Below are 13,325 nucleotides of genomic sequence, written 5' to 3'. Positions count from 1 at the left end.
AGGATAATTCAAGTCTATCTATTGTGTTGGTTCATAAATTGCAATTATATTTTGTTCAGGATTATAAACCTCAACTCTTTTGCGTGCATGATCGCTAATAATCTGTAAGCTTTTTTCTAATTTAGCGATATGATTAAGTAAACTAACTTGAGTAGGAACGCTGGTTTGTGCTTTTGCTTGTACGGCGGTGTACCAAACCTGCTTAACGTAAGATTCAGTTAAATTGACTTTAATAATAGCTTGGCTAATTTGATAGTCACAGATTTTATGGGGAATTTTACAAGTTGTTTCTAAATCTTGACGTATATTTTGTAGTTGAACCGCCGAGGTTAAATTTGTTTCAGCTTGTTTAAGAGAAACAAGATAGGATGTAATCAAAGGTAGTGCTTGATTATATTGAGAACTATTAGCGGGAATTTGTTTAAGATTAGTAATAGCATTGCGCCACGCCGTAACCGCAGATGTCCATTGTTGTGATGCTGCCGATTTTTGCGCTAATTCGGCTTGTTGTAGGGATTTTGTGTATAAATTATTAGAATTTGCTTCTTTAGATTTGCGTTCTGTTGCATTAACCAATTGAGTATTATAAATTTTAAGCAAATTTTTCGCTTCTCTTGTCGCAACCGTACTCGACGGAATACTTTGTAAGCTAGAAATTGCAGTTTTCCAAGTAGCTTCGACTAACTTCCAATCATCAAGAGATTGGGCGTTTTTTTGACGAACAAGAGCAATTTGCGCCGTTTCTTGTGCCGATTTGAGGCGATCGCTTGCTTGCGTTTCGGCGTTCATTCGTTGTTCAATCAGGGTTAAATTTCCCTGATACTGTCTAAGTTTGAGTTGAGTATAAAAATAATAAGGACTCGATACGGATAATTTTTTTAAAAACGAGATAGCCTGTTTCCAATGGTTTTGAACGGTTTGCCATTGTGGGATAGAAAGGGGAGGATTAGCCAAAGATACGGCTTTTGTCGCATAATTTAAGGCTTGGGATAAATTTTCTAAATCTTGAGATTGTTGTTGATAAATCTTGATCAGTTGTGACGCTTGCTCATGATATCTCGACCAATAAGGAATATCTTGAAGTAAATTAAGAGATTCGTCTAACTGTTGTTTCGATTGTTGGATATCTGGCAACGAAGCCGATATACTGACAGAATTTACCGCATTTTGGGCATTTGTTTTAGCTTGAGTTAGATTAGCACAACTTGAACCCACAACACAGGGACGAGACAACCCATACAACCCACCTAAAAATAAAAATATTCCTAAACCTATCTTTAAACCTATCCCTAAAGATTTTTGAGATTTAAGCGAGAAAGTGGGAAGATGAGATGAGGCGACAGGTGCAAGTGATCCGCGATCGTTGACCTTTAAATACAACTCCATCGGATAAGATGAGATAGATTCCTCATTAGACAAAATTTGTTTAAGCTGAAAGAGTATATCCTTCGTAGGGAGAGTAACAAGCTCAGGTAAATGAACTAAGATAACAAAGGTTTTTTCCGAGAAAAAACAATTAACCTGTAATGAATCTATCTGGGGAAATTCCACCTGTAAACGTTGCTGTAAACGGCGTTCCAAGTCTTTGAAATCAAATGAATCACGGGTTGTGTCTAACATGAATCATACTCCTCACCTATCAGAACAAGTCATTATAATTACAGGTGCTTCGGCAGGTATTGGAACCGCTTTAGCACAAACATTAGCTACGCGCTTTCCTGGTGTGCGTCTTGCCCTGAGTGCTAGACGAAAAGATAAACTAGAAGAAATAGCCACTGAGTGTCGTACTGCAGGTGCCGATGTTTTAGTTATAACCACAGATATGACTAATGCTGAACAAGTTGCGGCTTTAAGTCGAGGAGTCTTAGAAAAATGGGGCAGAGTCGATGCTGTAGTCAATAACGCTGGTTATGGGCAAATGGGGCCGATCGAACTAACGTCTTTAACGGCAGCAAAAGAACAATTTAATGTTAATTTTTTTGCTCCTTTGATTCTAGCGCAAACCCTAATTCCGATTATGCGTAATCAAGGCGGGGGCAGAATCGTTAATATTAGCTCTCTAGGCGGGCGGATGGCGTTTCCTGCGGGGGGGTTATACAGTTCCTCTAAATTCGCTCTAGAAGCCTTTAGTGATGTGCTGAGGATGGAATTAAAAGGGTTTAATATCAAAGTAAGTGTCGTCGAACCAGGACCAGTCATTACAGAATTTTTTCAGGTAGCAGGTAACAAAATTCAACAAATGATTCCAGACTACGACAGATCGCGGACATTTGATGATTTAGCGTATAAAGATAGACCCGTGTCCTCTATTTATCGCCCCGCTTTTGAAAAATTAGCAGCGATCGATCAACAATTAAAATTAATCGGTTGGACACCCGAAAAAGTTGCAAAAGTGATTATCAAAGCTTTAAATGATCCGCGTCCCCGTCCTCGATATTATGCCGCTACAGGTGCTAGTATATTTGTTCCACTAATGACGAAAGTAATGCCGACCTGGGTAACTGATGCTTTTTGGAAACGTTTTTATGGGATAGATCAAGTCGAAAAAGAGTGGAAAATGTCTACAAATAAGGAATAAGTTAAGTATGGAATTATTGGAGTATCAAGCTAAAGAATTATTTAATCAAGTGGGCATTCCTATTTTACCCTCACAGGCGATCGCTAATCCAAGTCAACTCAAACGTCTACAAATTCCTTATCCAGTTGTCTTAAAATCTCAGGTTCGCGCTGGAGGAAGAGGAAAAGCAGGAGGAGTTAGATTTGCGGAAAATACAATTGATGCGATCGCGGCCGCTCATGCTATTTTTAGTTTACCTATTGGCGGCGAATTTCCTGAAGTTTTGTTAGCCGAAGCGCGATATAGTGCAAAAGAAGAATTTTTTTTGGCAGTGGTTTTAGATTATCAATTGCAAAAACCCGTTTTACTTGGTTCAATTAAAGGGGGCATAGATGTTGAAACCTTGCTGCAAAATACCCACAAAGTGATTATAGATGATCAGTTTTCACCCTTCCACGCCCGAAAACTAGCCGTTAAAATGGGTCTTCAAGGAACATTGTTACAATCCGTCAGTGTCATTTTAGAAAAAATGTATGATTTGTTTGTGACTAAAGATTTAAATGTTATAGAAATTAATCCTTTAGGAATTAGTGCAGATGGTCAAGTTATGGCTTTAGATGGCAAAATTACGATAAATGATCAAGCCCTGAGTCGTCATCCTGATGTATTAAAACTGATTGCAATAAAAGATAATTCATCAACACAAACGTCTGATTTAACTTGGCTTTTTCCTAAACCGAAATCGGGAAATATTGCCATAATTTGTAATAGTTTTGGTTTGGCTTTAAATACTTGGGATCTTTTGATTCAAGAACAGGGTAAACCTTCCTGTTGCCTAATTCTCAATGAAAATAATCTTCATTTTTCTTTTGAAGAACAATTAAAACTGGGTTTAAAGACAATCTTCAAAAATTCAGATATTAAAGTCATTTTAGTTAATATTTTAGGAAGTTCATTTATTGGACAAATTGTCACTCAAACGCTCGCTCATCAATTTTCGGGATTACACAAAGATGAACTACGAAACCCAGGAGAAGATCGAACACTTAGAGGAACTAAAATCGCCGCCTTAACTCAAGAAAGAACATCTAAATCTAATCCCTCTCAAACTAACCGAAATCCTCAGTTAGTTCTCTATTTAATGGACGAAAGTGATCGCACCATTTATCAAGAAAAATTGATGCTTTTGGGCATTCATTGGCAGGAGTCAAGCGATGAAGCCGTTAATCAAGCGATCGCCAATGCGAAAAAATAAAAGGAAAATCAACCAAATTTTATGAAATGGACACCAGAAAGTAAAATTCTTATTCAAGGAATAACCACCCCAATGGGTTCATCTTATGGGACTCGCATGAAAGCCTATGGGACAAATATTATGGCGGGTATTGGTGTAGGAAGTGGTGGACAATTGATCGATGAAATTCCCATTTTTGATTTAGTTGAAGATGCGATCGCACAAGTTGGAGACATTGAAACAACTTTGATTTTTGGTGATCCCTATCAAGTCATCGATGCAGCTTATGAAGCCATTACAGCCAATATTAAACAATTAGTGCTGATTTCTGGTGGTGTTCCCCCATTAGATATGGTGAAGCTACTCAAAAAAGCTCAAGAAACTAATACTTTTATACTAGGTTCAGGCAGTCAAGGTTTAATCGTTCCGGGTAAAGTATGGTTAGGAACAAGTGAACCATTTTGTTATACTCCAGGTCGAGTAGGATTAATTAGTCGTAGCGATCGTCTTACCGATGAAATTGCCTTCCGTTTATCCCAAGCAGGTTTAGGTCAATCGATTTCAGTTAGTTTAGGAACAGATAGTCTCATTGGGTCTACTTTTGAGCAATGGTTACAAATTTTAGAAGAAGATGAAGAAACGGATGTAATTGTATTAGTGGGACATCCATCGGGAAGTGCAGAAATTAGCGCAGCCGAGTATATTGCCTCAACCATCGAAAAACCCGTGATCGTCTATTTGGCAGGACTTCATACACCTATCGACAAAAAATTTGATGATGCAATGAGTATTATGGCCAATCAATTATCTTATATTGATGCTAAACCTAGCCCAGAACAACAAATCTTGAGCCGTTTTCAAGACGCTGAAGTACAAATTGCCGATCGAGTGTGTGAGATTCCAGAATGGGTTAAGCTGGTTTTGCCAAGTTAGTATAATTGATTCACTTTTTGGGTTTTGTCTTTCTACTGTTGGGTTTTGGCCTTTCTACCCAGTAAGGTCTCCCATCCTCTACAATTAATTGGTAGAGACGTGCCATGGCGCGTCTCTACATGGCACTTTGATCTAATAGGAGTTTACCAAAAATGTCAGAAGACAGATTAGAACGACTTGAAAAGATTGTTGAGTCATCTGCTAAATCGATTCAAGCTTTAAGTGATGCTGTAGCGGCTGATCGTCAAGCACGTTCCAAAGAAAAAGAAGAAAAAGCCAGAGAACAAGCACAACTTTATCAGTATTTAGGAAGAATAGCCGCCGCTCAATCTTCTTTTTATGAAGTACAAGCCGATTATTACCATCAATTAGCCGCTTTAGCCGAACGTCAGACAAAAATCGAAGAAAAACAAGCTCAGATGCGTGAGGAGATTTTGGCAATCCTTAACCGATTCACACCACCTTCTGATCTTAAACAAACATAGTCACATTTTCGCTTTGAACTTAATATAATTCTATTTGAGAATCATCTCCAATCATAAACCGAACTGCTTTTGGGTGATGGGGCGTTAAGCTAAGTTTAGCCCGTTGTCCAATGACACTATCAATAATGCGATCGTCAATACCTAAAATTTGAGCTTCTTTTAAAATCACACTATGCTCTACATCAGTTGATTGAAGCGTCACCCGATCAGCGACACTGGTATAAGGGCCGATAAAACAATTTTCAATATGACAATTTTCACCAATGACGACCGGTCCTCTAATCGTGCTATTAATAATTTTAGAACCTTTGCCGATCGCAACTCGTCCGATAATCTGACTTTTCTCGTCTTTTTCTCCATCAATTGTTTTAACTAAACAAGTATCTAAAATAATGCGATTTGCTTCGAGTAAATCGTCTTTTTTCCCTGTATCTAACCACCAACCAAGTAATTGTAAAGCTTCTACAGACTGCTTTTGATTAATTAATTCTTGAATTGCGTCAGTAATTTCTAACTCTCCTCTAGCGGAAGGTTGAATACAAGAAATTGCATGATGAATCGCACTCGAAAAGAAATAAATACCCACCAAAGCTAAATTAGACATTGGATTTTTTGGTTTTTCCACTAACTGTAAAACTCGACCATTTTCATCAACTTGGGCTACTCCAAAAGCGGACGGATTAGACACAGAACGTAATAAAATTAAAGCCTCAAGCTGTTGATTCTTGAATGAGTCTAAAAACGGGTTGAGATCGTCTTGAATGAGGTTATCGCCCAAATACATAACAAACGGAGAATCGCCTAAAAACGGTTGAGCAATTTTCACCGCATGGGCTAAACCGAGTGGCTGATCTTGGAGAATGTAAGTAATATTCGCTCCAAAGCGATCGCCAGTTCCTGTTTTAATTTGAATTTCTGTCCCAGTTTCTGGACTAATAATAATCCCGATATCCCTAATTCCTGCTGCCACTAGAGATTCTATTCCATACCACAAAATGGGTTTATTTGCAACAGGTACTAATTGTTTTGCACCTGTATAAGTGAGAGGACGTAAACGAGTACCTTTACCACCAGAGAGAATCAAAGCTTTCATGATGCTTACCTATAGAGTTGTTTCAGCATTTGTTTAAGAGAGTCTCGCCAATAGGGGGGATATGTTCCTAAAAGCGGCGTAATTTTTTGACCTGATAAAACAGAATATGCCGGGCGTTTTGCTGGTGTGGGATATTGATCAGTCGTAATGGGAAAAACTTCTTTAACACAAAGAGGAAAACCAATTTGTCTAGCTTCCGAGAAGATCGCCTCGGCAAAATCATACCAACTGACGACACCACTATTCGTAAAATGATAAATGCCTGGTGCTGTTTTTGAGGTTAATAATTTTGCGATCGCATCAGCAATATCTTTAGCCCAAGTCGGACTCCCAACCTGATCGACCACTACTTTTAATTGTTCCCTTTCTTTGCCCACTCGTAACATCGTTTTGACAAAATTACCTTTGCCGGATGTGCCATAAACCCAGGCAGTTCTTAAAATAATCGAATTTCCGCCTACTTCTTGAATAGCATTTTCTCCTAATAGTTTAGAACTTCCATAAGCTCCTAATGGATTAGTCGAGTCAGTTTCTAAATAAGGCGTGTTTTTCTGTCCATCAAATACATAATCCGTCGAAATATGCAAGAAAGTAGCACCCATTTTTTTAGCTTCAGTAGCCATAATTTGAGGTGCAATTCCATTGATGGCGTTAGCTAATTCGAGTTCAGATTCAGCTTTATCTACTGCGGTATAAGCAGCAGCATTGACGAGATAATCAGGTTTAGCCTCAATAATAATCTGACGTAGTTTCTCTCCATCAGATAAGTCTAATCGATCGCGTCCAACGCCAATCACTTCTCCTATTTGGGGTAAAATAAGTTGTAATTCTTGTCCGACTTGTCCCTGTGAACCAATTAATAAAATACGCGTCATATATAAACTTCAGCTTTTTCTAACGGTTGACCAATTTTATCTTTTTCTGATAGGATAGCTTCTCCTGTAATTGGCCAATCAATCCCAATAGTCGGGTCATTCCAGAGTAAAGTTCTGTCGTACTCTGGTGCATAATAATTCGTCGTTTTATACAAAAAGTCGGCATAATCGGATAAAACCAAAAAACCATGAGCAAAACCTGGTGGTATCCAAAATTGTCGTTTATTTTCCTCACTTAAGGTACAACAGACCCATTTACCAAAGGTCGCGGAACTTTCCCTAAGATCCACTGCAACATCAAAAACCTCACCCCTGACGACGCGTACTAATTTACCTTGGGGTTGTTGAATTTGATAATGTAAACCTCTGAGGACATTTTGACGAGAACGAGAGTGATTATCTTGTACAAATTCTACATCAAGTCCTGTTTTCTCTCTAAAAGTTTTGACGCTAAAACTTTCAAAAAAGAAACCTCGTTCATCACCGTATACTTGCGGTTCAATAATTAAAACGTCAGGAATATCAGTAGAAATAACCTTCATAAATAATTTTATGGCTCGATCCGATTTTGTATGGTAGTTTATCACAAAGCTACAACCATTCAATCTGTTTCGCTTTTTGGGGAAGTTTAGCCTCTTTTTGTCCAATACTTCTAGCTTGAAACCCAATTAAATCAATGGGTGTCCTGATCAGATCGATCCAATCAGCGCGACCTAAAAGTAATTTTATACTCTTTTTCGGGATATCTTGGACTATCCAACGACTCACACCTAAAACGATATCTTGAGTTGTACATTCTTGCATCAGCTTAACCCCATACAATTCATGTAAATAGCGGTTAGAACAACCATAGCGACGTAGTTGACTTTGAAAACTCTTGAGATGCGATCGATGTCGGTGTTGAATAATCGCTTTTGGGGTGTATTCTATTTTATAGTGAGTTTCTCGTTGAATTCGCCAACAAATATCCGCATCACCTCCAGTGGTTAAATAAGGACGAAAAATACCTACTTTTTTGAATATATCTCGAAGAATAGCGAGATTTGCCGTTTGTCCGTAGGGACAGAAAGGATGTTCGAGAAGAAACTTTTGGGCCATAATTTCTGCCCGTTCTGCATATTTTTCTAGTAAACTATTACCGGGTAAAGCGATTAATTCTCCTGCTACAATACCAATTGATGGATTAGTAAAAGGTTTAACTATTTCTTCGACCCAATTCGGATAAGGACGACAGTCCATATCAGTAAATACTAAAATTTCGCCTTTTGATGCTTTGATTCCTGCATTTCTGGCCGCATAAGAACTTTGTATCTGATTTTCCGTTAGATGATAGAATTTAAGTCCTTCATGGTTGGCTTTTTCGACCGCAATAGCTAAAATATCAGACGTGCGATCGCTTGAATTATTATCGACTAAAAAATACTCTGTCTTTTCTTTGGGGTAAGTTTGTTGGGTTAAACAGTCGAGTAAATCTGGTAAATCTTCCTCACCATTGTAGATCGGAACAATGACCGATACGGTAGGCCAGTAAGATACATCGTTTGGGTTTAGAGAATTCATCCCTTTTGTTGTTGGTTGAATCAATAACATCCTTACTACTATAATCAATCTGACCAAAAATCAAGTCTTTTGTCTCTAATTGGTCTACTTCAAATGAAACAAGGTTTTAGATCCATTCTATTTATTCTCCAAATTCTTTGGGTTTCTCCCCTACTCATTCCCTTTTGGTTAACCACTGAAAAAAAGCTGATTTTAGCCGATGTGTCTAAATGGGTAGAATATCTAGATCACAAAAAAACCGATGATTTAATTCAATTACTCACTTTACTTAAAGAAGCCAAAGAATATCGAAATTTATATTATTTTCGCTTGTTTCACGGGAATCTTGCGGGTCGAATAGCCATGTATATTTTAAAATTAATTTATCGAGAATTCCCCTATTTATTTTTAGATAAATCTTGTACGATCGGTCCTGGATTATTCATTCAGCATGGCTTTAGTACGATTATTATGGCAGATTTAGGGGAAAATTGCTGGATTAATCAACAAGTAACGATCGGATACAAAGATAAATCAGGTCGTCCGAAAATTGGCAATCAGGTTAGAATTACTGCGGGCGCAAAGGTTTTAGGTAATATTAAAATCGGTGATAATGTTACAGTTGGGGCTAATGCAGTGGTTGTAAAAGATGTTCCTGATAACTGTGTTGTCGTGGGAATTCCTGCTTATATTATTAAAAGAGATGGAGTTAAAGTAAAAGAAAAATTATAAACGTTGACGTAAAATATATTCAGCAATAGCAAGATCAACGGGTGTTGTTACCTTTAAATTCGTCTCTTCTCCAGGAACAATTTTTACAGGTAACTCGCATTTTTCAAACAAAGCAGCATCGTCGGTGACTTCCCAACCTAACTGATGACCTTTGTCATGGGATTGTTTTAATAACTTTACATCAAATCCTTGGGGAGTTTGAGCCGCCCATAATTGATTTCTATCGGGAGTATCAATAATAAAACCTTTTTCATCAACAATTTTAATCGTATCTTTGACGGGAATTGCCGCAATTAAACCCTGACAAGTTTTTAAAGCTTCGGCACAACGATCGAATAATTCTGGTGTCGCTAAACATCTTGCCCCATCGTGTATTAAAACGTGTTCTGCTGACGTTGGAAGGGCTTTTAAACCTTTATAAACTGATTCTTGACGTGTGGTGCCACCGAGGATCAATTCAACGGGTTTAGACAGGGACTGCGGAAGGCAGTCGCACGCCGTATCACAGGATTTCAAATCCTGTGAGCGGTGCGATAAATCGGCAATAATTGTTTTAAAATCGGCAAAATCTTCGCTTTGTCCGATGATGCCGATCCATTGTATTTCTTTTGATGTAGCGGCCGCTAATAATGTCCAATATAAAAGCGGTTGATCGAGAAGGGGGAGTAATAGTTTATTTCGATCGCTCCCCATTCGTGTTCCTTTTCCTGCTGCGGGAATCAGTAGATACATTGATTAAGATCCTTTCACTGTCTGGATCTTAGATTATCATACTCTTTTGTAAATCAATTAATCTTTGATTGCATTAAGTAGGACTTCAGCAAGGGTCATATCTTCCATTTCATCAATGGTGATCGTATCTACGATATCGAATTTCGCGCCTGCGGTTTCGAGTTGATCGTCTAATGCGCGTAAAAACTCGGTTGCTTTGCGATCTTTACCTACTTGGATCAAAGAAATGGCTAATTCATCATCTCGCTCGATCTGACGGGATGCTTCTATAATTTGTCGCATGACCGCTTTGCGATCGTCTGGTTCACCATCAGTTATAACTAAGATTGTTTCTCCGTTGGGTTTAGTCAGACCTGCTACTTTGCGTTGAAAATAGTTATCTAGAGCATCTTGTAAAACACTTGCTAGATCGGTTCGTCCCATCGGTTCATTTTCTTGATAGACTTGGGACACTTTATCTGATGTGACATTATCATAACGTCTGAACCGACCCGAAAAAAGATAAACCGTAATGCCATCAGGATCGATTTCTTCACACTTTCTGGCCAAAGCAAGAGTAGATTCTTGGGCGATCTCCCAACGGGTTTTTTCTCCAGGTTGATCGGATGTGGACATACTGCCACTTTTGTCAATGATCAGAGTATAATCTCGATCTTGTGCAATGGAACTTTCCGGCATGATAGACGTTAAACCTCTGTTGTTGTTATTGTCTGTCTATCTATAGGCTAATACGGACAACGGGAAACTATGGCAAAAATCCCGAATTTTCTTACAATTGTTTGAGTACACAGGTACGGGTTAGGATAGTTAAAGGACAATTGATAAGGATGGTTTCCTATTTATACTCCACCGCTTGCCCGTTTAATCGAACAACTACAAAAGTTACCTGGTGTTGGGCCAAAAACTGCACAACGATTAGCTCTACATATCCTAAAGCGATCGGATGCCGATGCACAAGCTTTAGCTAAATCGATTATCGATGCTAAAAAACAAGTTGGGTTCTGTAAGGTTTGTTTCCACCTGTCTGCGGAACCTGTGTGCGAAATTTGTCGTAATCAAAATCGTGAAAATAAAGTTATTTGTGTTGTTGCTGACTCTAGAGATGTGATTGCTCTGGAAAAAACCCGCGAATATAAGGGAAAATATCATGTATTGGGGGGTGTTATTTCGCCAATGGATGGTATCGGGCCAGAACAATTGAACGTACAATCTTTAGTACAGCGCGTCAACCAAGAAAAAACTCAAGAAGTTATTTTAGCCATTAGTCCGAGTGTCGAAGGTGAAACGACTACACTTTATGTTGGAGGGTTATTAAAACCGTTTACGAAAGTGACTCGTATTGCTTTTGGTTTACCGATGGGTGGCGATTTAGAATATGCTGATGAAGTCACTTTAGCACGTGCTTTAGAAGGAAGGCGAGAATTAGATTAATTGAGGATCAATGATTATGACTAACGAACAAATTTTGTTAGAAAAATGGCGAAAGAAATAAGGAATTTTCAAGGGTTTGGAGACCAAACCCCCACAGTTTTCAAGATTTATTAGATGAAAAGGATATTTGAAATTAATGCTATCTAAAAATACTTTATTTGCTCTATCTTTGTTCCCTTATATTGGTTTTTTGTGGTTTATGACAAATTCGGGGAAAACACCTCGTTTAGCATTAGTTGGTTTTTATGTTTTATTAATTTTTGTTGCTGTAACGATTCCTGCGGGCATTTATGCAAAAGTACATTATGGTAAGGATTTAGCAAATGTAGACTGGTTACATGGTAGTGCAGAATTATTTTTAACTCTTTCTAATATTTTGGTGGTTTTGGGGTTTAGACAAGGAATTATAGCTAAACAAAAAAGTTAGATTTTTCCAACAAAGCGGTTAGGACTAAATAGATGATTGGGATCAAATTTTTGTTTAAGTTTTTGCATCATGTCTAAGGCATTGCCATTATATCCCCAAGGATCGATCGTTTGCTTGATTGATTTTGGGGATTCTAAAATACTGAGGTATCCTTGATGATTTTGGCAAAGCGATCGCATTTTTTCAATCCCTTCTTTCCTAATTATTAATTTTCCTATCCCACTGCCAAGATTAACCATTCCTAACCCGAATGGCTCTAATTTCGTTAATAATTCAATGGATGAACTGGGCAAAATTCCAACTTTACAAACAATTTTTGCGTCAGCATTAGAAGTATTAAAACTTTTTTGGAGTTGTGACCAAATTGAAATTTCATCTAAATCCGCATAAATTGTACTTTTAAAATCTAACGGTTGCGCTATTTTCTTAACTTGTCTAATTTGTTCGGTAATACTTTCGGGTATACTCTGAAAACGAAGCATTAATCCCATTCCATCTTCACCTAAAGACTGTACCAAAGAAGATGATAAAATTTCGGCTGCGGTTGGGGTTATTCCAGACTGACGTAGGGTTTGGGCAAGAATAGAGATATCATCTGGTTTTCCAGTCATCAAGAGAGTTTGAGACGCTTCATGTATCGGATAGAGTCTAAAGGTTATTTGAGTAATAATACCTAATGTTCCGTATGAACCTGTAAATAATCGCATCATGTCGTAGCCAGCGACGTTTTTAACGACTCTTCCACCGCCTTTAGCGATTTTGCCATCAAATCGTATAAAAGATAGTCCTAAGACCATATCTCTAACCCCTCCGTAGCGTTGTCGCCAACTTCCTGTATCTCCTGTAGCCATGATTCCCCCTAATGTTGCCGTGTCGGGATAAGCTGGATCTAAGGGTAGAAATTGTGAGTGGGGTTGTAAGAGGGTTTGTAGTTGTTGAAGGGTTACACCTGCTTCGACGGTAACGGTTAAATCACCTACGGCATGATCGATAATACGATTGAGATGTTGGGTACTAATTACTAATTGTGGATTTTTGACTAATCCTCCCCAATTTAGTTTACTACCATTGCCACAGGGAAGAATCGACCATTGAAGTTTGTTAGCATACTCGACAACTTTGGCTAAAGCGTCTTGTGTTTGCGGATAAATTAAATAACTGGGGGGCGTATCCGATAAGGTTGCTTGTTCAACGATGTCTATCCAGCTATAATCGACTTTTTCCCAAGGTATAATTTCTGCATCAGTGTCAAGAAGTGAAGATAGTTGAATAGTCATGGGATTTTGT

The 13,325-nt window shown here is 38.3% G+C and carries 15 protein-coding genes; 7 read left to right on the top strand and 8 right to left on the bottom strand.

The window, feature by feature from the left end; all coding sequences use genetic code 11:
* Window positions 1-18 precede the first annotated feature (18 nt).
* The gene (locus C7H19_RS05350; RefSeq protein WP_106455856.1) at window positions 19-1,620 is read right to left on the bottom strand and encodes a hypothetical protein; all 1,602 of its coding nucleotides are present in this window, start codon (window positions 1,618-1,620) and stop codon (window positions 19-21) included.
* Here C7H19_RS05350 and C7H19_RS05345 point away from each other — a divergent pair.
* The 4 genes from C7H19_RS05345 to C7H19_RS26655 all read left to right on the top strand — a co-directional run bounded on the left by C7H19_RS05345 (window position 1,619) and on the right by C7H19_RS26655 (window position 5,209).
* Window positions 1,619-2,578 carry an SDR family NAD(P)-dependent oxidoreductase gene (locus C7H19_RS05345; RefSeq protein ID WP_106455855.1) on the top strand — a complete coding sequence of 320 codons (960 nt, stop codon included), beginning with the start codon at window positions 1,619-1,621 and terminating at the stop codon, window positions 2,576-2,578. The two genes, C7H19_RS05350 and C7H19_RS05345, sit on opposite strands and share 2 nt — an antisense overlap.
* Before the next feature lie 7 nt (window positions 2,579-2,585).
* Window positions 2,586-3,812 carry an ATP-grasp domain-containing protein gene (locus C7H19_RS05340; protein WP_106455854.1) on the top strand — a complete coding sequence of 409 codons (1,227 nt, stop codon included), beginning with the start codon at window positions 2,586-2,588 and terminating at the stop codon, window positions 3,810-3,812.
* 21 nt (window positions 3,813-3,833) lie between these two features.
* Window positions 3,834-4,724 carry a succinate--CoA ligase subunit alpha gene (locus C7H19_RS05335; protein ID WP_106455853.1) on the top strand — a complete coding sequence of 297 codons (891 nt, stop codon included), beginning with the start codon at window positions 3,834-3,836 and terminating at the stop codon, window positions 4,722-4,724.
* Window positions 4,725-4,876: 152 nt separating this feature from the next.
* Window positions 4,877-5,209, top strand: a complete 333-nt coding sequence (locus C7H19_RS26655; protein WP_245927321.1) for a hypothetical protein — start codon at window positions 4,877-4,879, stop codon at window positions 5,207-5,209.
* A gap of 19 nt (window positions 5,210-5,228) precedes the next feature.
* Here the strand turns inward: C7H19_RS26655 and C7H19_RS05325 are convergent, their stop codons facing one another.
* Genes C7H19_RS05325 through C7H19_RS05310 form a run of 4 tightly spaced genes read right to left on the bottom strand, consistent with a single transcriptional unit; the run spans window position 5,229 to window position 8,767 of the window.
* Complete coding sequence (locus C7H19_RS05325) at window positions 5,229-6,302, bottom strand: glucose-1-phosphate thymidylyltransferase (protein ID WP_106455852.1); 1,074 nt, start codon at window positions 6,300-6,302, stop codon at window positions 5,229-5,231.
* Between the two features lie 5 nt (window positions 6,303-6,307).
* Complete coding sequence (rfbD, locus tag C7H19_RS05320; RefSeq protein ID WP_106455851.1) at window positions 6,308-7,177, bottom strand: dTDP-4-dehydrorhamnose reductase; 870 nt, start codon at window positions 7,175-7,177, stop codon at window positions 6,308-6,310.
* The gene (gene rfbC / locus C7H19_RS05315; RefSeq protein ID WP_106455850.1) at window positions 7,174-7,719 is read right to left on the bottom strand and encodes a dTDP-4-dehydrorhamnose 3,5-epimerase; all 546 of its coding nucleotides are present in this window, start codon (window positions 7,717-7,719) and stop codon (window positions 7,174-7,176) included. The genes rfbD and rfbC overlap by 4 nt, the downstream gene beginning before the upstream one ends.
* Window positions 7,720-7,768: 49 nt before the next feature.
* Window positions 7,769-8,767, bottom strand: a complete 999-nt coding sequence (locus C7H19_RS05310) for a glycosyltransferase family 2 protein (protein ID WP_245927319.1) — start codon at window positions 8,765-8,767, stop codon at window positions 7,769-7,771.
* A gap of 63 nt (window positions 8,768-8,830) precedes the next feature.
* Between C7H19_RS05310 and C7H19_RS05305 the strand changes: the two genes are divergently transcribed.
* Window positions 8,831-9,448: a serine O-acetyltransferase gene (locus C7H19_RS05305; RefSeq protein WP_106455849.1), complete on the top strand. Its 618-nt coding sequence runs from the start codon at window positions 8,831-8,833 to the stop codon at window positions 9,446-9,448.
* Here the strand turns inward: C7H19_RS05305 and ispD are convergent.
* Both ispD and C7H19_RS05295 read right to left on the bottom strand, forming a co-directional pair.
* The gene (ispD, locus tag C7H19_RS05300) at window positions 9,443-10,180 is read right to left on the bottom strand and encodes a 2-C-methyl-D-erythritol 4-phosphate cytidylyltransferase (protein WP_106455848.1); all 738 of its coding nucleotides are present in this window, start codon (window positions 10,178-10,180) and stop codon (window positions 9,443-9,445) included. The two genes, C7H19_RS05305 and ispD, sit on opposite strands and share 6 nt — an antisense overlap.
* A 57-nt stretch (window positions 10,181-10,237) precedes the next feature.
* Window positions 10,238-10,843 (bottom strand): vWA domain-containing protein, encoded by a 606-nt coding sequence (locus tag C7H19_RS05295; RefSeq protein ID WP_106455979.1) that lies wholly within the window; start codon window positions 10,841-10,843, stop codon window positions 10,238-10,240.
* A gap of 174 nt (window positions 10,844-11,017) precedes the next feature.
* On the opposite strand from C7H19_RS05295, the gene recR reads away from it, so the two are divergent.
* Both recR and C7H19_RS05285 read left to right on the top strand, forming a co-directional pair.
* Window positions 11,018-11,611, top strand: coding sequence for a recombination mediator RecR (gene recR / locus C7H19_RS05290; protein ID WP_106455847.1), 594 nt, complete (start codon window positions 11,018-11,020; stop codon window positions 11,609-11,611).
* 136 nt (window positions 11,612-11,747) lie between these two features.
* Entirely contained in the window at window positions 11,748-12,038 is a 291-nt protein-coding gene (locus C7H19_RS05285) for a DUF3593 domain-containing protein (protein ID WP_106455846.1), read from the top strand.
* Here C7H19_RS05285 and C7H19_RS05280 read toward each other — a convergent pair.
* Complete coding sequence (locus C7H19_RS05280; protein WP_106455845.1) at window positions 12,035-13,315, bottom strand: FAD-binding oxidoreductase; 1,281 nt, start codon at window positions 13,313-13,315, stop codon at window positions 12,035-12,037. The genes C7H19_RS05285 and C7H19_RS05280 overlap by 4 nt on opposite strands.
* Window positions 13,316-13,325 lie beyond the last annotated feature (10 nt).

Source organism: Aphanothece hegewaldii CCALA 016 (assembly GCF_003007785.1).
GTDB classification, from domain to species: domain Bacteria; phylum Cyanobacteriota; class Cyanobacteriia; order Cyanobacteriales; family Microcystaceae; genus Chroococcus; species Chroococcus hegewaldii.
This window is presented reverse-complemented; position numbering and strand designations above follow the sequence as displayed.